General features: G+C 43.8%; 21 protein-coding genes. 5 read left to right on the top strand and 16 right to left on the bottom strand.

Going from position 1 to position 23,450, the window contains the following annotated elements; all coding sequences use genetic code 11:
• Positions 1–8: 8 nt before the first annotated feature.
• The 3 genes from J2S25_RS11260 to J2S25_RS11250 form a co-directional block, all read right to left on the bottom strand.
• Positions 9–821 (bottom strand): carbohydrate ABC transporter permease, encoded by an 813-nt coding sequence (locus tag J2S25_RS11260; protein ID WP_044393706.1) that lies wholly within the window; start codon positions 819–821, stop codon positions 9–11.
• 38 nt (positions 822–859) lie between these two features.
• Positions 860–2,074, bottom strand: a complete 1,215-nt coding sequence (locus J2S25_RS11255) for a carbohydrate ABC transporter permease (RefSeq protein WP_307191934.1) — start codon at positions 2,072–2,074, stop codon at positions 860–862.
• A 96-nt stretch (positions 2,075–2,170) separates the two neighbouring features.
• Positions 2,171–3,436, bottom strand: coding sequence for an extracellular solute-binding protein (locus J2S25_RS11250; RefSeq protein WP_044393641.1), 1,266 nt, complete (start codon positions 3,434–3,436; stop codon positions 2,171–2,173).
• 116 nt (positions 3,437–3,552) lie between these two features.
• Here J2S25_RS11250 and J2S25_RS11245 point away from each other — a divergent pair, with 116 nt between their 5' ends.
• Entirely contained in the window at positions 3,553–4,290 is a 738-nt protein-coding gene (locus J2S25_RS11245) for a helix-turn-helix transcriptional regulator (RefSeq protein ID WP_044393639.1), read from the top strand.
• A 229-nt stretch (positions 4,291–4,519) separates the two neighbouring features.
• On the opposite strand, the gene J2S25_RS11240 is transcribed toward J2S25_RS11245, so the two are convergent.
• Positions 4,520–5,731, bottom strand: coding sequence for an MFS transporter (locus tag J2S25_RS11240; RefSeq protein WP_307191933.1), 1,212 nt, complete (start codon positions 5,729–5,731; stop codon positions 4,520–4,522).
• 188 nt (positions 5,732–5,919) lie between these two features.
• Here J2S25_RS11240 and J2S25_RS11235 point away from each other — a divergent pair, with 188 nt between their 5' ends.
• A complete protein-coding gene (locus J2S25_RS11235; RefSeq protein WP_307191932.1) occupies positions 5,920–6,744 on the top strand; it encodes a hypothetical protein in 825 nt (274 codons plus the stop codon).
• A gap of 34 nt (positions 6,745–6,778) precedes the next feature.
• On the opposite strand, the gene J2S25_RS11230 is transcribed toward J2S25_RS11235, so the two are convergent.
• The 7 genes from J2S25_RS11230 to J2S25_RS11205 form a co-directional block, all read right to left on the bottom strand.
• The gene (locus J2S25_RS11230) at positions 6,779–9,001 is read right to left on the bottom strand and encodes a sensor histidine kinase (protein ID WP_307191931.1); all 2,223 of its coding nucleotides are present in this window, start codon (positions 8,999–9,001) and stop codon (positions 6,779–6,781) included.
• The gene (locus J2S25_RS11225; RefSeq protein ID WP_307191930.1) at positions 8,979–9,671 is read right to left on the bottom strand and encodes a response regulator transcription factor; all 693 of its coding nucleotides are present in this window, start codon (positions 9,669–9,671) and stop codon (positions 8,979–8,981) included. Before J2S25_RS11225 ends, J2S25_RS11230 begins: the two co-directional genes overlap by 23 nt.
• A 77-nt stretch (positions 9,672–9,748) precedes the next feature.
• Positions 9,749–11,374, bottom strand: coding sequence for an IS66 family transposase (tnpC, locus tag J2S25_RS11220; RefSeq protein ID WP_307191929.1), 1,626 nt, complete (start codon positions 11,372–11,374; stop codon positions 9,749–9,751).
• A gap of 43 nt (positions 11,375–11,417) precedes the next feature.
• Positions 11,418–11,774 carry an IS66 family insertion sequence element accessory protein TnpB gene (tnpB, locus tag J2S25_RS20045; protein WP_369293528.1) on the bottom strand — a complete coding sequence of 119 codons (357 nt, stop codon included), beginning with the start codon at positions 11,772–11,774 and terminating at the stop codon, positions 11,418–11,420.
• Positions 11,768–12,079, bottom strand: coding sequence for an IS66 family insertion sequence element accessory protein TnpA (tnpA, locus tag J2S25_RS11215; RefSeq protein ID WP_307191928.1), 312 nt, complete (start codon positions 12,077–12,079; stop codon positions 11,768–11,770). Before tnpA ends, tnpB begins: the two co-directional genes overlap by 7 nt.
• Positions 12,080–12,471: 392 nt before the next feature.
• Positions 12,472–12,936 (bottom strand): HAD family hydrolase, encoded by a 465-nt coding sequence (locus tag J2S25_RS11210; protein ID WP_307191927.1) that lies wholly within the window; start codon positions 12,934–12,936, stop codon positions 12,472–12,474.
• A 23-nt stretch (positions 12,937–12,959) separates the two neighbouring features.
• Positions 12,960–13,862 carry an SGNH/GDSL hydrolase family protein gene (locus tag J2S25_RS11205; RefSeq protein ID WP_307191926.1) on the bottom strand — a complete coding sequence of 301 codons (903 nt, stop codon included), beginning with the start codon at positions 13,860–13,862 and terminating at the stop codon, positions 12,960–12,962.
• A gap of 226 nt (positions 13,863–14,088) precedes the next feature.
• Here J2S25_RS11205 and J2S25_RS11200 point away from each other — a divergent pair, with 226 nt between their 5' ends.
• Complete coding sequence (locus J2S25_RS11200) at positions 14,089–15,336, top strand: GGDEF domain-containing protein (RefSeq protein ID WP_307191925.1); 1,248 nt, start codon at positions 14,089–14,091, stop codon at positions 15,334–15,336.
• A 193-nt stretch (positions 15,337–15,529) separates the two neighbouring features.
• Here the strand turns inward: J2S25_RS11200 and J2S25_RS11195 are convergent, their stop codons facing one another.
• The 3 genes from J2S25_RS11195 to J2S25_RS11185 all read right to left on the bottom strand — a co-directional run bounded on the left by J2S25_RS11195 (position 15,530) and on the right by J2S25_RS11185 (position 17,752).
• Positions 15,530–15,910: a peroxiredoxin family protein gene (locus tag J2S25_RS11195; RefSeq protein ID WP_307191924.1), complete on the bottom strand. Its 381-nt coding sequence runs from the start codon at positions 15,908–15,910 to the stop codon at positions 15,530–15,532.
• A gap of 15 nt (positions 15,911–15,925) precedes the next feature.
• Positions 15,926–16,273, bottom strand: coding sequence for a DsrE/DsrF/DrsH-like family protein (locus J2S25_RS11190; protein ID WP_044393623.1), 348 nt, complete (start codon positions 16,271–16,273; stop codon positions 15,926–15,928).
• Between the two features lie 351 nt (positions 16,274–16,624).
• Positions 16,625–17,752 (bottom strand): NAD(P)/FAD-dependent oxidoreductase, encoded by a 1,128-nt coding sequence (locus J2S25_RS11185; protein WP_044393621.1) that lies wholly within the window; start codon positions 17,750–17,752, stop codon positions 16,625–16,627.
• Positions 17,753–17,913: 161 nt separating this feature from the next.
• Between J2S25_RS11185 and J2S25_RS11180 the strand changes: the two genes are divergently transcribed.
• Both J2S25_RS11180 and pepF read left to right on the top strand, forming a co-directional pair.
• Positions 17,914–19,077 carry a tetracycline resistance MFS efflux pump gene (locus J2S25_RS11180; RefSeq protein WP_044393619.1) on the top strand — a complete coding sequence of 388 codons (1,164 nt, stop codon included), beginning with the start codon at positions 17,914–17,916 and terminating at the stop codon, positions 19,075–19,077.
• 130 nt (positions 19,078–19,207) lie between these two features.
• Positions 19,208–21,025, top strand: a complete 1,818-nt coding sequence (pepF, locus tag J2S25_RS11175; RefSeq protein WP_044393617.1) for an oligoendopeptidase F — start codon at positions 19,208–19,210, stop codon at positions 21,023–21,025.
• A 164-nt stretch (positions 21,026–21,189) separates the two neighbouring features.
• Here pepF and J2S25_RS11170 read toward each other — a convergent pair whose 3' ends face one another.
• Complete coding sequence (locus tag J2S25_RS11170) at positions 21,190–21,780, bottom strand: hypothetical protein (protein ID WP_044393357.1); 591 nt, start codon at positions 21,778–21,780, stop codon at positions 21,190–21,192.
• A gap of 14 nt (positions 21,781–21,794) precedes the next feature.
• Positions 21,795–22,970, bottom strand: coding sequence for a ParM/StbA family protein (locus J2S25_RS11165; protein WP_044393355.1), 1,176 nt, complete (start codon positions 22,968–22,970; stop codon positions 21,795–21,797).
• Between the last annotated feature and the right edge of the window lie 480 nt (positions 22,971–23,450).

Genomic DNA, 23,450 nt, shown 5'->3' with positions numbered 1-23,450 from the left:
CTCCTAAATCATTCTTTTACGCCGCCTGAAGTCAATCCTGAAACAATCTGCTTCTGGAAAAAGAGAACAATTAACAGCGTTGGAATCGTAACAATTGTCGTAGCCGCGGCAACCTCACCCCAAAGAATTTCAAATTGGGTGCGCAAGAAGGAAATCGCAACCGGAACAGTGTGATAGCTTTTGTTTGAATTGATTGTAATCGTCAGCAGGAACTCGTTCCAGGCCGCGATAAAAACGATAATCGCCGTCGTAAATACACCGGGAGCTGCCAGCGGAAAGACGATTTTAAACAAGGTCTGTACTGGTGTTGCTCCATCCATCTTTGCTGATTCCTCCAGCGCCAGCGGAATTTGATTAAAATGGGTCACAAGGATCCAGACAGCCATCGGCAATGTAATTGTTGAATAAGGAAGAATAATGGCGTAGCTGTTCGTCCATCCTAGATCCTGGAATAAATTATAGACTGGCCCAACAACAATCATTTGGGGAAACATCGATACCGCAAGAATGATTCCTAGCAGGACATTTTTCCCTTTGAAATCAAAGCGGGAGATCGCGTACGCCGCAAATGTCGCGACAAGGACAATATAGATAGTCGTTGTGAAAGAGACAATCAAGCTCGTCTTAATTGCTCCAAGAATGCCTTTGTCAACGATTACCGTAATGAAGTTTTGCAGAGTTGGATTATCCGGTATGAATCGAAAGGCCCCATCCCCATATATTTCCCCTGACGTTTTAAAAGATGTAATCAAAATCCAGAGAAAGGGGAAGAACATTGCGAACAGATAGATCGCAATCAAAAAGCCAACAATCCATTTCATTTTTTTGCTTGTTGTGTCCACTTTTCAGTACGCCCCCTTTAGTTTTTATCCATCAAATTAGCGCCAAGGAACTTAACATAAATGGTTGCAATTACGGCAACGCAGACGAACATGATCATGACGATGACGGAACCATAGCCAAAGTTTGTCTGGGCAAACATTGCTTTATATCCATAGATTGATAAAGTTTCTGTCGCTCCGCCAGGTCCGCCGCCTGTCAATACATAGATCAGGTCAAATACCCGGAAAGCATCGAGGGTACGGAACAGCAATGCAACAAGGATCGATGGTTTGAGCAACGGGATCGTAATCGTAAAGAACTTTTGAATGGAGCTGGCTCCATCAATATCAGCCGCTTCATAGGTGTCTTTTGAAATATTCTGCAGCCCAGCTAATAGCAGCAACGCCATATATGGCGTCGTCTTCCAAACATCAGCAAGAATGGTCGAAACCATCGCACCGCCTGCTGATAGCAGCAATTCCCGGGAGTTATCGACAAGGCCGACCATTTGAAACAAGTGAGCAACAATCCCACTGCTTCCGTCATATAAATAACTCCACATCAAAGCAGCTACAGCTGTAGGAATTGCCCACGGAATCAAGGATGTCGTCCGAATGAGTCCCTTTCCTCTCATTGCTTTGTTCATGATCATCGCTAGGGCCAGGCCCAACACCAATTCAAACGCGACAGAAACAAAAGTGAAAATAGTAGTGTTGACAAGTGCAGCGCCCAGTCTGGCATCGCCTAGTGCCTGTTTATACCCCTTGAGGCCGATGAAATTGGCAGGAATAATACTGTTTTCAATATCTTTCGCAATTAGCGGCAGGTTTTCTTCATTTGCAGTGTCATATTGCTCAGCAAGTTGTTGGACCACTTCCTGCGTCTCTTTTGAGAGAGCTATCAGCTCCGTCTTCTCTTCTTTGGTAATCTTTTGGACACCTTCTTTGCCCGCAAAAGCCTTTGCTTTATCCTCTACCTTGGCAATGACTGTATCAATTTTTCCCAAAAGCACAGGATCGGTTACCTGCTGCTTGTCTTCTTCTAAAAACATCGTCAAGTAAAGCTGTGTCTCATCAAATAATTCATAATTGAACCGCTCGTTCAGATAGAGACCTGCGTTCTGTTGGTCATTAAGCCTGTAGTCAAAGAAGGTATAAGTAAATGACTGAATCACCGGCACCAATGAGAAGATCGAGATCAGCACGATAACAGGAGCAAGGAACAAAAATTCTCTCAGACCAATTTTTTTCATCTAGTTGGACACCTCTTTTCCGCTAAATCCTCCAACAAGGAGCTTGATGGAAAAAAGGCTCTAGTCAAAATAGAGCCTCCCTTACAATCAATGAATCTATTTTTTTGTTGCTTCTTCGATTGCTTTTACTGCTTCTTCCAGTCCTTCACCAGTGCTCAAATATTTATGGGCATTTATCTGGATTGTATCAGACACCTTGGAGTACTCAGGAGAAACTGGACGAGCAATCGTATTCGACAATGCATTTTTGAATCCTTCGTAAGAAAGCATATCATTGGAAGAAATGACTTCCTGATCCTCTAATAGTTCATTGAAGCCTGGCAGATAGCCTCCGACAGTGGACATGGTTTTCTGGCCTTCCTTGCCTGAGACAAACTTAACAAATTCCCATGCACCATCTACATTCTTGGAGGACTTATTGATGCTTAGCAGCCAGCCGCCGACCGATCCGCCATTTGGCAGCGGAGCAATGCCTACTTGGTCAACGGTAACTTTAACACCATCTTCCTGCCCTTTGATACGGCCAAATTGATACGGCCAGTTACGTGCAAAAACGGCATTTCCTTGTTCGAACGTTGTATGTGTTTCCCCTTCCGTAAAGTTAAGAAGGTCTTGCGGAGCCCAGGCAGCATTAGTGAAGGCATACATCTGTTCTAGTCCGCCTTTCACATCTTCAAATGACTTCGAAAATTCATTCACATTGACCGTCAAGCCTTCATACTGTTTGGACTGGTATAGGAAACCAAATTTCGTTCCGCCTTGGCCGGTGTATTTTTCAGCCATGGCACCTAGGTCCGCATACGTATACTTCCCGCTATCAAGCTTGGCTGCATCCTCTTGGCTGACAATATCCTTGCGGTAGTATAGCAGACCGAGGTCAGGAAAGAATGGCAGGGTGAATTGCTTGCCTTGATAGTTCCCTGAAGCCATCGATCCACTGTTGAAATCATCCTTGCTTATTCCTTCTTCTTTCATGCGGGCATCGATCGGTTCCAAATAACCTGCCCCTGCAAATTCACCAGCCCATACAACATCGAGTGACAGGATGTCGTATTCATCTGAACCGCTCGATAAAGAAGTTAAAAGCTGATCGTGCATCTGCGCTGAATCGTTCGTCATTTCAACCCATTCCACTTTGTACTGATCCTGGCTTTTGTTAAACTCATCGATCAGCTGTTTTGTCGCTGGTGTATTATCATTCTGGGCAGCGAATTTCAAGGTAACTGTTTCCGCTGTTTTTTCTTTGTCTACAGCTGCACCGTTGTCCCCTTCTTTTGTTGTTGTACCAGAGTTTCCGCTGCAGCCTGCAATGATTCCAGCAACAAGTGCAACCGTTACGAATATGGACCACCATTTTTTCACTGTAATGCCCCCTTATATAAAAGATATTGATTCACTTGAATTATAAGCCGCAAGCGCTTACAATTATATTAAATAATTCATATTTTTAATAAATTCATAATGTATCGAGGTGAAAAATGACCACTTCCATCAGCCCCTCCATCATAAAACAGTTTCTATTATCAAGAGTGAGAAACCAACAGGAAAATTATTTGCATCCTCCATACAATCTAGAGGAACAGCTAATGGAGGCTCTTTCAAAAGGAAAAGAAGAACTTGCCTTCGATATCCTCAAGCGAATCAACAAGCTAAAAGGTGCAAAACTGGCGAACGATCCGGTCAGATCCCGCAAAAATAGTCTTATTGCAATGTGTACTCTTTTCACCCGTGCGATCATTAAGGGAGGCGTCCACCCAGAGACCGCTTTCCATCTCAGCGATACTTATATTTTGGAATTGGAAAAATACCAGACATTGGATCCTATCGAAATGCTCGAATACGATATGCTACAGCACTTTTTAAAAACACTGAAAGATGAAAGCTCCAATCATAACTATAGCCGCACCGTCAATCAGGCAATCTCTTACATTTATGAAAACATCTTAAAGGACCTTTCCCTCGAGATTGTTGCAGCAAATGTGTTTGTCCACCCTAATTACCTATCGGGAAAATTCAAACGGGAGGTAGGCATTTCCATCACGGAGTTCATCAACAAAAGACGAATTGAGGAATCAAAATACTTCATCCTCCATACAGACACCTCGATATCGGATATAGCCTTGTTGTTCAAATTCTGCAACCAAAGCTACTATACAGTGCTTTTTAAAAAATATAACAGCATCACACCTAGGGAATTCAAGGAAATAAGCCAGTAATGCCAACAGAAACATAATACTAGCGCAAGCCCTAGCCTGTTTCAAAATAATAGCGAGTTTTCGATTTTTATAGCGACTTGGAAATCATCTCTCCCCAAATTTTATATTTGTCATGATTTTCACTAAAACTACTGCAATAAGGGCATCTTTCAAACAGAATGATACCCTTATGCGAGCAATTTCAGCTCTATAAGGGCATCTTTCTTTCAAAAAGAGCGGGCTTTTCCTTTTAAGTTTGGGCAAGCTCTTTCTGCTTTGTTTCTGTGCCCCAGAAAAATACGGCTGCGGCACCGATCAGGATGGCGATGCAAAAAATTGTAAAAATGGTGGTGATGGATAGGTTTTGTGCTGATAAATATGGTACCATCAGCGGACCGGCTATGCCGCCGACCCGGCCAAAGGATGCAGCCATTCCCGCCCCGGAGCCGCGGATGGTTGTTGGGTACTGTTCAGGTGTATAAGCATAAAGTGCACCCCAGGCACCTAAGTTGAAAAACGACAGCAGAATGCCGGTGATAATCAGCAATGCCAGAGAATCTGCCGTTCCAAAGAAGTAGGCGCTGACGGCTGTTCCAATCAAATACCCTACCAGCACGAACTTCCGGCCTGCTTTTTCAATCAGCCATGCGGCGGTGAAATATCCCGGCAATTGAGCAAGCGTCATGATCAAGACATACTGGAAGCTCTTGATCAAGGTGAAGCCCTTCATCACCATCACGCTTGGCAGCCAGAGAAACATGCCATAATAAGAAAATACGACAGTAAACCAGAGAATCCAAAGCATCGCGGTTCTCTTGAAATGTTCTCTTGACCATACCTCTGAAATGCTTTCCCAAATCGTCAGCCGTTCTTTTTTGGCAACCGCCAGGAACCTTGGTGAATCAGGCAGGTTGATGCGCAGATACAGCGCATATAATCCCGGCAATGCACTCAGAATCAATGCCATTTGCCAGCCGAAATTCGGAATGATGAAGTAAGAGATTAACGCAGCAACAAGCCAGCCTGCAGCCCAGAAGCTTTCGAGCAGGACCACGACGCGTCCGCGTTTTTCAGCAGGGACACTTTCGGCAACAAGTGTGGAAGCAACTGGCAGTTCACCGCCCAATCCTAGCCCAATCACAAATCGCAACAACAAAAAGAAGGATAAGCTCGTTGCCAGCGCAGAGATTCCACTTCCGACAGAGAAAAGCAATAAGGTAATGATAAAGACGTTTTTCCGGCCAATCCTGTCAGCAAGCAATCCAAACACTAAGGCACCGACTGCCATTCCAATCGAGTTCACGCTCCCGATCCAGCCCATCTCCTTGCCTGTTAATCCCCAATCCACCTGCAAGGCTGCGATGACAAAGGATAAAATCCCCACATCCATCGCATCAAACATCCAGCCTAGTCCGGCAATTCCTAACAGCTTCTTTTCTGATATTTCCTGTGACTTTTTCATAAAAACCTCCTGCCGCATTAGCGTGTAAAACTAGTTTCCCTAAAAAAAATTGTTTTACCACCATGAATCTGTTGCTTCTCTATCTTACCATGTGTCTTTACACTAGTCATGATCTAACGCTTGTCCCGTTAAATAATTTTTTGGAATTAGCGAATAGTATAGCTAAATACGAAAACCTGGGTGTTGATATGATAAAAACTCGAACGAACGCTCCTCCCTTTCTGCTGCTGGCTGCTGTTCATGTCTTGCTTTTTTTCCTATTAACGCTCAACAGACGGCAAAAGCAGATTTGGACGCTGCTGTTCGCAAATATTGGATTGGCCTATTTTTTTGAGTACCTAGTCCTTATTTTATTAAAAGGCTACTCCTATAAGCCAAATATTCATAAAAACGGCGCCCTTGACCAATTTCTCGGGGCAATTTTATCGCAGGGATTCTATGTTCCCATTACTGCTACCTTGCTAACCTTGTATCGGAAAAATCGGTACTGGAAGCTTTCCATCACGCTGATTTATTATGCGATTGAACGATTATTCCTGCGCTTGAAAATCTATAAAGCATACTGGTGGAAGCCATCCTATACGGTATTCTTTCTAATGGTTTATTTTTCGATCAGCGATTGGTTTTACCGCGCCCTGATTGCGAAAAAAAAATCAGTGTTGGTGCTTGCCCAATACTTGACGACTGAGGTCATTGGGCTTACTTGGATCTATCTATCTTCAGTCGGAAAAAAGGTACGCTTTTGGCCGAGAAGGTATCATTCATGGCATGAGCATTTCGTTCTTGCTCCACTCTATAGTTTGGTTTGCGCTGTTTTCTTTGTCAGCAACTCTTCGAAAAAGGGAGTGCTTCCAAGGCTGAAAATTTTTATAGGATTAACCGGAATGGATTGGATTCTGGTGCAGGCGGGCCTATTAAAAATGGGGACGAACAAGCTCTGGAATAGCTTTTTTCATGCAGGGATGATCGTGCTATCAAGGATTCTGTATATAAAAATCCGCCAAAAACAGTAAACACCCCCTCTGCCTGGCAAAGGGGGATGTTTGATTAAGCGTATTGGTCCAGCGTGATCGTCACCTTGAACAGGTCGCCATCGACATCGATCTCAAGTGAGCCTCCGTGCAGGTCGATGATGGATTTAGCGATTGCGAGCCCTAGCCCGGATCCCTCTGTATGACGCGACTGATCACCGCGTTTGAAGCGCTCGAACAGTTCACCCTGGTCATCGCCCAGCTCGTATTTGGTAATATTTTTAAAGAGGAGCACTACCTGGTTTTGGTCTGCTTTTACCGAAATATAAACTCTCGTATTTTCCAGTGCATACTTCAGAATATTGCCAATCAGATTATCGAAAACTCTCCAGAGCTTTTGCCCGTCTACATAAACATAAATCGAATGATCCGGCTGTGTTACGCGCAGCTGTAGAGAGGACTGACTCAGCGCTTCATTATGCTCGGCTAAAGCTTGCTGCAGCAGCTGATTAATGTCCACCTTCTCCTTGTGAAGTTCAATATTTCCGCTCGCCATTTTTGTTGCCTCGAACAGGTCGTCGATCAACACTTTCAGCCGTTTCGATTTACGGTCGAGGATTTCGATATAGGAGGCCCGATCCTCCTGGTCTAGGTCAGGCGTTTTGAGAAGCTCTGTATAGGTGATAATCGAAGTAAGCGGCGTCCTGAGATCATGGCTTACATTGGTAATCAACTCCGTTTTCAGCCGTTCACTTTTTGCCTGTTCCTTGTTGGAGACATTCACAGCCGTTCGCAGGTCATTAATATTGGCAGCATGCCTAGCGATTGCCGACTTGCCTTTCACCGGTATGTTCGCGCCTAAATTTCCTGCAGCCAGTTCCTCTGTATGCGTCAATACTTTATTCAGATAGCCAGCCTTGCTCATGATTAGGATGAAAAGTGGCAAACTGACCACTCCAAATGCGAAAGCTATTACGATTACATTCCCTCCGCCCGCTACAAGGACCGCTACGAACAGCATGCCCATTGCAAATACAATCCCGAGAAGAATGAGCAGCTGGAAACCAATGCTCTTGATGAAAAACGCATTTACAATGGCATGATAGCTTTTTGCTACTATCGTTTTTTTCATTTCCTCCTCAAACTTTGGCCAATCGTTGCGATACTCAGAAAGAAAGCTCAGCTGGATCCAGGCGAATGCCAGCAAGGAAGCTGCTACAATCAGGCTGACAATCAAGTCGATAACATTCGCAAAGAAATTTTCATGATAATACACAAATTGTTGATTAATCAGAGACATTGACAGCAACAGGAAAAACAAGGTTGTTAAAAGTATTCCTGCTCTAACGTCCAGCGGGATTTTCCTATAAATGGGCTTCCACTGATCAAAAGAACCAACTACGGTTGCCAGTTTTCTTTTTCCGAGGAAATAGCTCGCAATCAAGGTAGCGATGCTAGTTAGGAGATAACCGAAAAAGAGTGTTTGACCCTTTTGGTAGTCTCGATAATTCATGATCACGCTGTTTTTTTCTGACGCATGCTTGGAAAGTCCGATTTGGCCGGTCACCTCCCGGTCTTTATGATTTCTTAAAATTTCTTCAGCCACTTCATTAAAAGGCATAAATATTTCATACATGTAGATATTTTGCAGGTTCTCGTAATCCTGTAAATAATACATTTCCTTTTTATTCAGATAGTCAGAGGCCGTTTTTCCCTTCGAAATGGTAAGATTCGTATAGACTTCGCCTGTTGCATTGTCTTTCAGGTAATATTTGAAGGCACCCTCTAGATTATTGAATTCACGTTGGTAACTTTGCAGCCCCTTGTAAAATTCATCAATCTTCTTTTCTTTTTCTTTCACAACTTTAGCGCGGACATATTCATCGCTCTTGAAATTCTCTGTTATGTCCGCGACTTTTGCGTCTCTTTCCTTCTTAAGGACCGCTTCGACCGCCTTGTTTCCTGTATCATTTGCAACCTGAATTTGATCTTCATATTGCATTCTGATATTGGAAATTTGCTCTGCAAGGTTTCCATATCTTGTTCGATGTTCTTCTATTTCCTCATCAGTAACGGTAATCTGTTTTTTCATTTCTGCTTTTGGCATTCCATAAAGCTCGTAGACATTCAGCATCGCGATAAACTGATCCATTTGTGAGTTGAATTCCTGCGACTGAAAATAATTCCCCTGCACATATCGGCTGCTGTTTGTCAGCAAGGAAAAAATCCCGCTCAAACCAAATGCCATCAAGAGCACCCATGCCGCAAATACATACTTACTTTTCAATTTTGTATCCAATCCCCCACACCACCTTCAAAAATCTCGGATTCTTTGGATCGATCTCTATTTTTTCGCGGATCTTGCGAATATGAACGGCAACCGTATTTTCGGCATTGTAACTCGGCTCTTTCCATACTCGCTCATAAATATCATGAATGGAGAACACTCTGCCGGCATTTGTCATCAATAGCTCGAGCATCTTGTACTCGATTGGCGTCAGTCTTACCGGTTCTCCATGTGCGGTGACCTCCTTCGAGGACTGGTCAAGTGTCAAGCCCTTCAGGTCGATCACCTTCGCCTTCCCTTCGTATGTACCGAGCGAGACATATCTCCTGAGCTGCGATTTTACTCTTGCGATCAATTCGAGCGGGTTGAACGGCTTCGTCACATAATCATCCGCTCCGACTTGTAGCCCGAGGATTTTATCGGTATCCTCTGCTTTCGCGCTCAAAATGATGATCGGGATATTCTTGTCTTCCCGAATTCGGAATGTCGTCGTAATCCCATCCTGACGCGGCATCATCACATCGAGCAGGATCAAATGCACCGGCTGCTCGTTCAGCTTCTCGATCGCCTCGATCCCATCCGCTGCCTTGATAACCTTGATTCCCTCGTTCTTTAAATAAATCTCAATCGCATCCCGTATCTCCTTTTCATCATCTACGACAAGAACATTGTATTGCTCCAAGTGGAATAACCCCCTTCCCTTCTTGTTTATTCGTAAGCGTAAAATAATCCCCACCTATATTATAGATGGGGATCAAATTATGATTTAGATAATTGATTAAAGAGCCTGCAATGGACCGGGAGCGTTTCTGACCATGGCAGTAATTTGTCCAGTGCATTCTGGTCTTTTGAATCCAGATTGGGAAGCTCCTCAAATAGATAGCGTAAATAATAATATGGATTTAAGTCATTTTCTTTCGCTGTCTCTACAATACTGTAAATGACTGCGCTAGAACGCGCTCCACGTGGGGTATTGCTGAAAAGCCAGTTTTTTCGTCCGATTACGAAGGGCTTAATCGAGCGTTCGCTTCTGTTATTATCGATCTCCAAACGCCCATCCTGCAAAAATACCTCAAGCTTTTCCCACTGGTTAAGACTGTATGTGACGGCCTCTCCGAGGGCACTCTTCGGTAGTACCTGGCCCTTTTGGTTTTTTAGCCAAGTCAAAAAAGCATCCATGACTGGCTTGCTGAGTTCAAGGCGCTTTTCATGGCGTTCTTCAGCGGATAATTCCTTCAAATCACGCTCGATTCTATATAATTGATTACAGAATTGTAGACCTTCGGCTGCTTTGGTTCCCGAGGTCTGGCGCTTTGCAGGCGGTAGTGCCTTTAATGCCTCGTCGAACTTTCTTCTGGCATGTGCCCAACAGCCAACCAGGGTGACATCCGGTACCTTATGATACCCTGCGTAACCGTCTACTTGTAAGAAGCCTTTAAAACCGGAGAGAAAATCCTTCGCATTTTTGCCGGCCCTTGTTTCCTTGTAATCATAAAGGATGGCCGAAGGGCCTTCCTTCCCTGTCCGGTAAAGCCAGATATAGGATTTTGAAGTGGCTGGCCTGTCGGGTTCCCGCAAGACTTGGAGCGTGGTTTCGTCCGCATGCAATATATCTTGTTCCAACAGAATTTGATGCATGCGATCATACATCAAGCTGAGCCACTGGTCCGCTCCATGAATCATCCAATTGGCAATGGTTTGCCGGGATAACCCCACCCCCATCCTTTTGAACTGCTTTTCTTGGCGATAAAGAGGAAGACCATCTACGTATTTTTGATTCATAATATGAGCCATGAGGGAAGGGGAAACCAGGCTTCCCGGATGGACCGGTTTTGGCATTGGTGCAGTGACAATTGGCGTCTCAAGTTCTTTGCGCTCGCACTTACGGCAGGCGTAAACATGGCGGACGTGCTTGACCACTTTCAATTCCGCAGGAATGAACTTCAGTTCCTGACGGACTTCCGTGCTCATTTGGTGCATAGCTCCGTTGCAGCACGAACAGACCTGCTCTTCCGGGGACAAACGGTATTCGACCGTTTCCACAGGCAGGTTTTCAAGCATCAATGCACGCTGTCCATGTTTCTTGCGCTTTCGCTGATAAGTGATGGAATCCAAATCCGGTTCCGGGATTTCTGGATTGGCTTCATTTTCGGTTTCATTGAAAAGGTCCAGTTGATCGGGATTGGTTTTTTCGCTCGAAATGCCGAATCTTTTTTGCTGCTGGAGACGAAACTGTTCTTCAAACCATTTTAGTTTGTTTTCCAAGTCGTTTTGGTTTTTCAGTTTCGCCTCTAACTCAGCGTTTTTGTTTTCAAGCACTTCCAAGCGTTTTAGAAGATCTTCAATTGTAGGGTCTTGAGTGGGGAAGTTCGTTGTCTTTTTCATAGATTCATTATACGACAAAAACAGCCGGATTTCTTCTATTAATTTATATGATTGTTCGGGCACTTACGGCTTGATGTGCCTGTTTCTGTTCAAGGGATAACCCATCAAGTAGCCATTGTAATTGACGGGAATTGATTTTTAATGGTGTCGAACTGTTTTCTGATGGCCACTGGAATGTCCCCCGTTCCAAACGACGATAATACAGCCAGAACCCGTTGTGGGCCCAATGCAGGATTTTCAATTTATCACGCTGCCGGTTACAGAAAACGAAGAGACAGGGAGAGAAGGGATCAAGATCGAATTCCTCCCTTATGATAACGGCCAAGCCATCAATTGATTTTCTTAAATCTGTACTGCCTCGAGCGAGGTAAACGGAGTTTATAACCGCCTCATTCAACATAAGGTTTTAAGCGTCCTTACAATATCGGCGAGGAAAGCTGGATCAAAACCAGGTCGGATTCCTACGGATGCCTGGCCGATTTTAATTTCCATTGATTCATTTGCAGGTGGTTCGGTCACAACGACAGGTGTGAATTTGGATTTGGTGCTGCGGTTTCGCTTTGGACCTTTTATTTTTCTTATCCAGTACTTTAACTGATTAACGTTTACTTTATTAATTGAACACCATGTGGCTTGAGTATAGCCGCTTGATTCGTAATCCTCAATCCGCCGTTCCCATTCTATATGCAATTCTGTTTTTTCCATTTAGAAGCCTCCTCATTATTCATGAGAAGATTATCTCATGGCAATGACACGGGAACTAGGTGGGTGTAGTTTGACGCTTACGTTTATTCTAGGCGATGAACCTTAATATACACTGAGCATAAATCTTAAGATTTTCTTAATAATGGAAAAAGTGGTGTGTGAATCTATTATATATTTTTTTTACAAAAAAATCGGCTCAATATCCTGGATATTGAGCCGATTGGGTGAGTTTCGCGCCTGTGATGAATTCCCCTGAATCTTTTTATTGGCGGTTTTCACAATTTTATTGGCGACCTTTGCGTTTTATTGGCGAAAAATAAATTTATTGGCGATTCCGCGCTACTTATTGGCGAAAATAGCTACCAATTAGTGTTCCTGCATTTTTTTCATTTCTACTTTCGAAGCGTTGCGATCAACCGCTTAGGATTCAGCAACAAGTCCAACGCGTCATTGATATTTTCAATCACTAGGTCGCTTTTCAGAAGCGTTGCTGTTGCGCAGCCTTCTCTTCCGGTTATCGCCACAGCAAGATCGGATTCGGCGAACATCGCTTCATCATTTGCGCCATTGCCCATGGAGAGGACGCCAGTTAGACTCCGGACAAATTCTCCCTTTTCACCTGTATGATTCTCTGATTGTAGAATTTGTACCGTGACAGGCAATCCCTCACACTGTCGAGCCACACTTCCATTTGTATCGGCAGTAATAACATGAATCTCCACTTCCCTGCTAAGCAGCTGAATTCTATCCCCAACGCCTGAAATCAGCTCCCCGCCAAAAGCAATGGTTCCGTTAAAATCCAAGACCAGATGATGCAATTGGTACTGTCCTCTCCCTGGTATGTTCCAAGCAAGCATGCAGATTCCCCCTCATTTTTGTATTAGCTAGTATAGCTTCCTTTCGTTCCATTCGCAAACCCGTTGTGTTCATTTTGTTTAAGGAATAGCTCGAGTTGATGAGCGGCGATCATCCCCGCTGTACTGTTTAAATGGATGCCATCCGTTAGCAGCAAGTATCCATTTGCAAACGAGATGCGGTCAAGACTGTGCCCAAATACAAGATGCTCGATGACCGATTTCTTGTAGAGCTTCCAACTATTTTTAAGCGACCGTCCTCTCGTCTGATTTTTCCCCTTTAAATAAGCTTTTAACTTTTCGTTAAAAGGAAGATAGGAAACATGATGCATAGCGGCAATTTTTTTTATCCCCTCATTGTATTGGTCCAATTCCACATTCTCTTTTGAAAAGAGATTTTCACCGGCTACCGGCAGCGACATAAGACCGATTTTCGAAGAAGTCTCCACTTTCAATCTAGAAACAATCAGGGAAAGATTCTTTTCGTATACCAGTAAGGACGGTTTCTCTCCTTGCTCTGCTAGCTTGGTATTATTCCTGGCAAACTCAGGTGCTATTTTAACCGCAGCGTCGTTTAACCCAACTAGGACGACCACAAAATCTGGCTGGCAGGCAATTACGTCTTCCAGGCGCTGGAGGACATCATAAGCTGTACTCCCATTCACGCCAGCATTGATAAATTGATAATCCTTGCAGCTTCGTCTCCTGGCTGCATCATCAACAAAATTGTAGCTAATCGTACCGTGAACTATATCACCGCCGATGACAGCAACCAGTTTTTTTCCTTCCTGGCGCGAGCCTTTTTCGATAAAAGCCTGCGGATTGTTGGCAGGCAATTGCATCAACCTGCTCTTCCGCTGATGGTACTTGGATATACCCGTCACAGCGAACACCAAAAGCAGCAAAATCCCGCCAAATAGCAGCTTCATTTCCATCCCTCTCCAACAATAATTAATTAAATATTCTGAAAATATTTCTTATATTTTTTTGATAACCGGTGACTTTTCATGCTTATAAAGATATTATAGACTTTTATGATCAACTACAGAAAGGGAAACGCCCACAAAATTTGCACAAATCAAAAAATTATTTTGCAACTGTAATTAGGATTAGGATAAAATTAGGGTGTACGTTTGGAGAGGGGACTTTTTTCCTATGCTGAAAGCTAGGTTATATGATTTTACATTATTTTTTGCTGCCATTGCTACTGCTTTTGGGCTGGGTGTCTTTACCTTAGATAAAAATGTATTTTTCATTGCATTGTTTATTTATTGGTTGTTTTCTAGCCTTTATAATCATTTGCGGATTACTGCGCAAAACGGAACAATAAAATTCGACTATGGCATCAGCTACAGTCTATCCTTTGGAATTTTTGCAGGACCAATCGGATTATTCATTTTTGAGACAATCTACCGGTTCACCGTTTATTTTACAAGGAAACGTTCCAACACCGCTGATAAAGATGAATTTTGGGACACATTTTACAATATTGGTGCACATGCGCTGAACTACTCGATTGGTTTCTTTTTGTATCAATGGGGACACGAAGCGTTCACCAACATCCCATTTGGTTTTTGGATTTTGATGTTGATGCTGACAGTGATCACTACTTTGATTTCCTATACTTTTTTGTCGACCGCTTTTTTTATGATGGGCGAAATGAAGGATTTCAAGCAGGCTATCCGTTTTTTCCGGGAGAGCAATAATTGGCTTGATCTCGGCAAAACAGCGTTCACGAATGGCCTGCTGCTGTTGCTATTGATGAAACAGGAATGGGAAATGGTTGTCGGCCTGTTCATCCTCAACTATCTGGTAAGCCGCTCGTTCCATTCGAAGTCACAAAGTATCAAAAACAAGATTGAACGGGACAAGTTTAAACAAATGGCCTATACAGACTTTCTGACCAGGATTCCGAACAGAGCATGGATGGATAAAACAATGTGCGAATTAAACGATACGGATGAAACAATAGCCATCGTCGTTGCTGATATCGATAAGTTCAAGCTGGTCAATGACTCTTATAATCACGCAGTAGGGGACCGGGTCATCCTGCATTTTGCCAATACGCTAAAATCCTATTTGTCCACGGAAGACTACCTATTCCGCAGCGGTGGCGAAGAGTTCACCATAATTCTGAGAAAGAAATCGCTTAGCCAAACCATCGATCTCGTCGAAAAAATTCGCCATGGAGTCGAAACAAGCTCCGTCGAGGTCGAATACCAATCGGAGAAGCATCAAATTACAATCACCTCTTCTTTCGGGCTATATTACTTTCAAGTGAATCAGTATACTTCCATGGAAAAAGGCTATATACACGCCGATCAGCTTTTGCTGAAATCGAAGGAGCTTGGCAAAAATAGAGTCACCTTCAAAAACGGATTTTCCGAGAAGATCTCTGTTTAACAATGCAGGTTTTTTGGCAACTTTGGTGCCCTGCAGCCCGAACCTGTCATGATTCCGTGGTTTTCTTGACAACTTTGCCTCTCTGCAACCTAAACCTGTCAAGATTCCATCGTTTTCTTGACAACTTCGCCTCCCTGCACCCTGAACCTGTCATGATTCCATCGTTTTCTACTCGGATAGCTGCTAATTCATCTTAAAAATGCATGAATAAATCTGCGGATGCTGCTTCATTTAATAGCCATTTAATTGGTACTTGTTCGGCTGGATGGATGAATTCAAAATTGTCTTTTACATCCAGATCAACGACATACAGCTGGGCACCCATTTCGACAGCAATTCCCAGGAGTTCATGGACGGATGCTACGCCAAAGTCATTCAATGCGTTTGAAAGATACTTCAGCTCCTCGGACGGGACCGAAACATACCGTTTATCAAGGATGTTGACCCCTTTCCGGGAAAAGGCAAGGATGACATCCGCACCTGAGGAAGCAGCGCCAACTGCAACATTCAAGGGTGGATAAGCAGACTCCAGTTCATCATGCAACGCCATTACTACTACTTTCTTTTTCTCCATCAGTTCTTCCCCCCATCAGTAACTTAGCACTGCATCCGCCTGGTAAGCGGCTTCCAAAAAAGTTACCACTCCTGCCAATTCTGCTCCTTCCACAAGTTCCAGCCCATCGGCGATCAGCACATTCATCTGGCAGCCATAAAACTTGATTCCTAAATCCATCGCCTGCTTCATCAGTTTTTGCAAATCGATATTATGGGTTCTCTCCACCATTTTCAAATACCGTTTATCCAATACCCTTGCACCATCCAAATCAAAGAAAAGCGCTACCTCATTTTCTTCCTCTGCTTTTTTCAGCGCTTTTTTCAAAACAAAAGGAACATTGGAGCTCAACGAAACGAAATAAACAAATTTCTTTTTGGCCATCAGCGACCCTTCTTCCGCTTAATTTGCTTACGCTTTCATTTCTAGAAAATATAAACTGTTTGCACTATTATTATATACCTAATGTGGTATTTTAGAAACTTAAAATCTCTGGTGTTAAATGTATCTCCTTGTCCAAGATTGCCAGCTTGATAGCCTTTCGAGAACCGGACTTGCTATTTATTGAATTCCGTCTGATCAAACTGTCGTGGAGGGAATTCAGTTTATCAGCTGTGCTTTTTCCGCCCTTCCATTGCATACAAATGGTTCTCCCTGCTTTCTAGTAAACACTGATTAAGTGTTATACCCGCTATGCAGGGATTTATATGCGTTTCAATTCCTATATTTCATTGCCTAGGAAATATCCTTGGTGATTGCTTCTGATAGATTGTATAAGGCGAGATCGATATCAAGTTCTTTTCCTGTTGCTAATTTTGCAAGCTGGTAACCAAGATAAGGACCGACTGTCAGGCCGGAAGACCCGAGTCCATTTGCCAAGTAAAGATTCTCGAATCCTGGAACGGCGCCGATAATCGGGAGAAAGTTCGGAGCGACTGGCCGAAAACCAACCTTGGTTTCAAGAAAGGTTGCATCAGCTAGGCCAGGTGCCAGCTCCAGACCTTTATCGATGATTTCCTGCATCCCGCCTAACGTCGGCCGCAAGTCAAATCCCATATCGTTTTCATGGGTGGCGCCCATCACTACCTTTCCGTCTGCGAATGTCACAATATACGCAGCATTTGGCGGCATTACAACAGGCCATTCTCCTGTATCCTCGTTTTCAAGCTGCAAATGGATGATTTGGGCTTTTTGCGGAGTGATCTTTAGCTCCATTCCAAGTGGCTTTACTAGCTCAGGCGCCCATGCACCTGCTGTGATTATGAACTTGTCCGCCTCTAGCCTCGTTCCGTTGATCGTAACCGCTGTTACCTGGCCATCGCTAAAATCAAGAGCAGCATTACCTGCTATCCATTTGGCACCGTGTTTTTTGGCAGCAGCTAATAATGCCAGCCGCAGAAGACGGCCATCCACGCGCGCGGCCCCGCTTACATGGACAGAAGCATATTTCGTCGCTAACGGCGGAAATAACGCCTTTGTTTCCTTTTCGCTTAGCTGGCGGATATCGCCTATTTCGGGTGCCATTTCCCGTCTTTGTATCGCTCTTTCTACTATTTTTCGAATTTTATCTGAAGCGATATCTACGCTTATCGCTCCAGTTTGCTGATACCCGGTTTCCTGTTCCCCGTCGTTTTCTAGCTGCTGGATCAGCGAGTGATAATAAGCCGCACCATTTATCGCCAAAAAATACCAAGCCTTGTTCCGCCGCTGACTCAGCCACGGACAGATAATTCCGGCTGCTGCATTTGTTGCCTGTCCTGGCTCCTCTCGGTCAATAATTGTTACGCTCTTTCCGTCCTTTGCTAAATGAAAAGCAGTTGAGGCACCGAGAATCCCTGCTCCGATCACCACATATTTTTCCATCCCTACACCTTTTTCTGTAAAAATTTCTTATTACCCATATTACAGAAAATCTGTTTCAGACTCAAAACCAATAAATGAAAATATCAGGTCAACTTTTCGCTATACCCCTGCTCTTCTGATATAATTTTCAATATCGTTAACTTAATGGAGTGAATATGCGAATGAATACAAAGAAGGCTCTGCCTATTTTATTTTTAGTTATGTTTCTTGTGATGGTCGGGTTTGGGATCATCATTCCCGTCATCCCTTTTTATGCGGAGGAAATCGGGGCATCCCCTACACAACTTGGACTGTTGATGGCGGTTTACTCGCTGATGCAATTTTTATTCGCACCGATGTGGGGTCGCATTTCGGACAGGGTAGGGAGAAAACCAGTCATCATGATTGGCATTCTTGGCTTGGCTCTCTCCTTTTTTCTGATGGCTCTGTCTACTCAGCTTTGGATGCTGTTTGCAGCGCGGATTATCGGCGGATTTTTGTCATCAGCCAATATGCCAACGGTGATGGCCTATGTCGCAGATATCACCTCAGAAGAGGACCGCGGAAAAGGGATGGGAATCATCGGAGCTGCTGTTGGACTTGGCTTCATCTTTGGACCAGCGATCGGTGGCGTATTTTCAAAAACAAGTTTGAGCACCCCTTTTTACATTGCAGGTGCCACATCCCTAGTCACATTCCTAGTTGTCACTTTTGTTTTAAAGGAGTCGCTTTCAGCAGATCAGCGCACTAGTCAGCAACGAGAGCGGAGTTCACTAGTGAAAGCCGTCGGAGAACCTTTGTCGTTTTTGTTTTTGCTTCAGTTATTTGTTTCCCTTTCTTTATCTGGTCTCGAAGCTACTTTTGCCTATTTTGCCGCGGAAAAAGCTGCTCTCGGTTCGGTTCAATTGGGCTATATATTCATGATCATGGGACTTGCCGGTGCGGTTGTCCAAGGTGGTTTAGTCGGAAGATTGACGAAAACACTCGGCGAAGGGAAGGTCATTCAGCTTGGCATTGTTGTATCGGCGATCGGGTTTGGCTTGATTCTTCTGACGGAGAGTTTTGGCACGGCCGCTCTTTACCTGACCATTTTTGGAATTGGCAATGGATTGATTCGGCCAAGCGTTTCTTCCCTTTTAACCAAGAAATCTACGACAGGCCATGGTGGAACAACTGGGCTCCTGTCGTCCTTTGACTCGCTCGGCAGAATTATCGGACCGCCATTAGGCGGATGGCTGTTCTCGATTGCAATTGGATTGCCGTATATTTCAGGAATTATTCTTTCTGCTATCGCTTTCCTTTTATACCATTTTTACAGTGTTCGTACCGTTAAACAGGAAGCATAATTCATGCAAAATGGTAATAAAGACGGCTCAACAGCCGTCTTTTTATATTGATTTTTCAAAATATTTCATTTTCTCTCTAACATTGTTTCGATATTCGTAGTATTATGGAAGGACAAAGGAGGAGATAAAAATGAATCAAACGGTGGAAAAACGTCTTGTTCGCTCAGAAATTGCTGAATCATTGACATGGGATCTTACTGATCTTTTCCGTTCGGAGCAAAAATGGATCGAGGCATTAGAGGAGATTGAGTCCGAAGTAAAAAAATTCGACGACTACAGGGGAACCTTACATACAAGGCCGAAAGCATTACTGGAATGCCTGTCTGCCCAGGAAGAGTTAACTCAGAAATTGGTCAAGGCCCATACATATGCAAGTCTGAAGCAGTCCGCAGACGGCACTGACCCAGCTAATCAGGCTAACTCCGCAAAGGTTGGATCGATCGTCACGAAAGCGATGGCTGCCCTATCCTTTATTTCATCAGAAATTCTCGAGTTTGAGGAAGGCAAAGTGGAAGAATTCATTCAAGCAGAGGAAGGACTCCTGCCTTTCAAAAAGACGCTCCTGGAGCTTCTCGACACGAAAAAGCATAAATTATCACCCGAAACGGAGCAAGTCCTCGCTGCTTTAGGGGAAGTTCATTCAGCGCCTTACCACATTTACAATATGGCAAAACTAGCGGATATGGAGTTTTCGTCCATCATGGACGAAGAAAACAACGATTTGCCAGTCTCCTTTGCGCTATTTGAGAGCCGATATGAATTTTCACCGAATCCTTATATCCGTAGAAAAGCCTATGAATCTTTTGTTTCCACCCTTAAACAGTATAAGAACACCATCGCTGCCACCTATGCAACTGAAGTAAAAAAACAGGTGACTCTTGCAAGGCTGAGGAAGTATGAATCCGTTACTGCAATGCTTTTGGAACCACAGCAGGTTACAAAGGAAATGTACAACAATCAAATTGATATCATTTACAAGGAACTGGCCCCGCATATGCGCCGGTTTGCTCAATTAAAGCAGAAGGTACTTGGTTTGGATAAAATGATGTTTTGTGACTTGAAGGCTCCATTCGATCCTGACTTTGACCCTGAAATTAGTTTTGATGAGGCACAGCAGTTGATTACTGATTCTTTGAAGATTATGGGACCTGATTATACCGCAATGATTGAAAAAGGCTTTGCAGAAAGATGGGTCGACCTTGCTGATAATGTCGGGAAATCTACCGGGGCATTTTGCTCAAGCCCATATGGATCGCACCCATATATCTTGATCACCTGGGCGGACAATATGCGCGGCTGCTTCACGCTGGCCCATGAGTTCGGCCATGCAGGCCATTTCTTCCTAGCGAATAAAAATCAGCGTATCATGAACGTGCGCCCATCCATGTACTTCATAGAGGCGCCTTCGACAATGAACGAAATGCTTTTGGCCCAATACCTTCTTGAAAAAAATAAGGATAACCCGCAGATGATTCGCTGGGTCGTCCTGCAGCTGCTAGGAACCTATTATCATAATTTTGTGACCCACCTACTTGAGGCTGAATTCCAGCGTCGTGTTTATGCCCATGCAGAAGCAGGCAATGCGCTTACGGCGACAACCCTTACTGAAATGAAAACAGAGGTCCTGACCGGTTTCTGGGGCGATACAGTCGAAATCGATGAAGGAGCGGGACTCACATGGATGCGTCAGCCTCATTACTATATGGGCTTGTATCCATACACCTATTCTGCCGGTCTGACTGCATCGACTGCTGTTTCGCAGTTGATTCAGGAGCAAGGCCAGCCAGCTGTCGACCGCTGGCTTGAGGTGCTCCGCGCAGGCGGAACGATGAAGCCGCTAGAATTACTGAAGCATGCCGGCATCGATATGTCGACTCCCGAACCTGTACGAAAAGCCGTCAGTTATGTAGGATCTCTAATTGACCAACTAGAAGCATCCTATCAATAAAAAAGCGCTTTGTTCAGCCCCGACAAGCGCTGCCCGCCGATAACGCCACGTCCTGTGGCTGGCGGGTCTAGCACATCCTGTGCCTCGGAGGGCTTGACCGGTGAAGTCGTTCTTATTTTTATGAAAAGAAACCCTATGTGAAGTTCCATAGGGTTTCTTCCTGTTCACTTATTCATTTTAGTGAGAAAATCTCCTAGCAGGTCATCCAGATCTTCCTCTGACTCTTCCTTTGCCGCTGCTTCTGTTTGCTGGGATGAATCCCATTCAAATGCATCTAAATCATCGTCCAGCTCCATGTCTGCGATTTCCGCACTGGAGGCCGATTCCTTCGCTCCCGGAGCTTCCAGTTCGGACGCTGTCGGGAGCATGGTTCTATCCTCCTGCAGATAAAGAGCTTCATCAATTTCCGTTGACTTGCTGTTCAATGAGGCCAGCAGTGCGGTTGCCCTCAACGGATCCGCTAATAGATGATAAACAATATTGCCCAACAACGCTTCGGAATGCTCATGCTTAATCCAATCCCGCTGCGATTTGCTGAGACTGCGAGGAAGCGGGATGGTAATCGTTTCGCGTTCCCTCGAATAGGAATTTCCCACACCTTTTACAACAAATTCGGCAATTTTGCTCGAAAAGTTTCTTCGCTCTGTTTCCTTCAAGTTTTGAAGATGTCTTAAAATATGGTCTGGTGTATCAGAGGGGACACGAAAGGACAATGCTTGACCTCTCTTAATCTCATTTGGGTTGGTTTTTTTCATAAAATCACCTTATCTTAGCTTTTCACAGGATCAGAAGCGGCCTTGCTGCTTTTTTCTAACTTTTTCACATAATCCATAATGAGCTTGTAATAAGCGTTCGCCATCATCCAAATGCTTTCTTTTTCATCCTCGAAAAATTCGATGTTATAGCCATCAAGATTATTGTTCAGTGTTTTGATGTATTCTTTTAAAACCGTTGCGCCTCCGCCAACAAAATAGCAGATTTCTGTCTGAGAATTCTTTGCCCATACATTGCGAAGCAGGCGGTATTGCTTTTTAGCTAGTTCAAGCAGAATACGGTCTGTGATGTCATGAACGCTTGTACGGCTTCCTTTTACCATGATATGGTTGCGGTCATTCTTGCGTGTAATGATTTCCACAACATCCGTACGGCTGTCTAGCTCGACGCCATGTTTGCTGCGAATCTCTTCCCTGATTTGTTCAAGCGCTTCTGCTACACCAAGGTTGAAACCTTGAGCCTTGTCATCATCGACATTGCGGTTTTTGATGACAGCGATATCTGTTGATAATCCACCGATATCTTGGATCAAAATTCTTTTATCAATCAAATCCTTATTAATGATTTTCAGATTGTTATCCATTACAAGATTAATATAAGCCGCGAATCCTTCAGGATACACCTTTACTTCATCAAATTTGATATTGACTTTCAGTCCCTGGTATTTTGGCGTAACAAGAAATTCTACTTGGTGGACCGATCCTGCTAGTTTTGAACGGTAGCCAGCATCCTTTCCTTCTTTTACTTCACGCAGCGGCAAACCAGTGCCGAGCGTATAATTCGCATCAATGACATTCTTGTTTCTCGGGAAAAGCTTATCATTTCCTTCCTGTACTGCATCCAATGCAAGGGTAGCGAAAAGCATGACCAGTGTCTGATCTTCCTCTGACTTGCTGCTTCCCGGATCGAGCTCTGTCGCATTGTCGCTTTTCGTTGCCAGGTTTCCGACACGATAGATTACGTTATTCTCTTTCAGGGCAGGGGAGTGGACGCGAATATGAATTCCATCAAGCGGATTCTTCGTATCAAGTTCCTCAATCCCAATTACCGGTCGGTCTTCCGTATCCCTTGCTACGATATTGGGGATATTCAACTCATTATCAAATTCTCCAAAAATAGCTTTAATAGAATCATTTCCAACATCAACTGCTGCAATTCTCGATTTCATCATTTCTATCATTCCTTTTCTTTTATGTATATTTATCTTCTATTCTAAAGGTAAAGGGAAATAATAGATACTGCAAGAGGAACGAGCAAAAAGAAATGTAATTGTAAACTTGCAAACGAGACCAAGATTGTATACAACAAATACAAAAACGTATACATATTGAATTTACGCCATGTATACACTTATGTAAACATGTAAACACATTTGTGCACATTACGTTTACAAAGTGTATACATGTTTACAAAATGATTATAAGGCTTTTGTATAGTGAAAAACCCCCTCTTCATTCCACAGATTCCTATTTTACTTACAAGTATAGATGGATTTGCAATAGCATCATGGAATCCATTTGCCACACGTATCGTTCAATGAATGGATATAGAAGAAAAGTACGAGCGCTGGAGCTAGCCAATTATCGAAGCGGACTTTTAAACTTTCTTATCTATCAAAAAAAGCCCCCGTGGATGACAGCATCCACGAAGG

This window comes from Mesobacillus stamsii (genome assembly GCF_030814065.1).
Lineage (GTDB): Bacteria > Bacillota > Bacilli > Bacillales > Cytobacillaceae > Mesobacillus > Mesobacillus stamsii.
The sequence above is the reverse complement of the archived record's forward strand: the minus strand, read 5'-3'. Positions and strand labels throughout refer to the sequence as shown.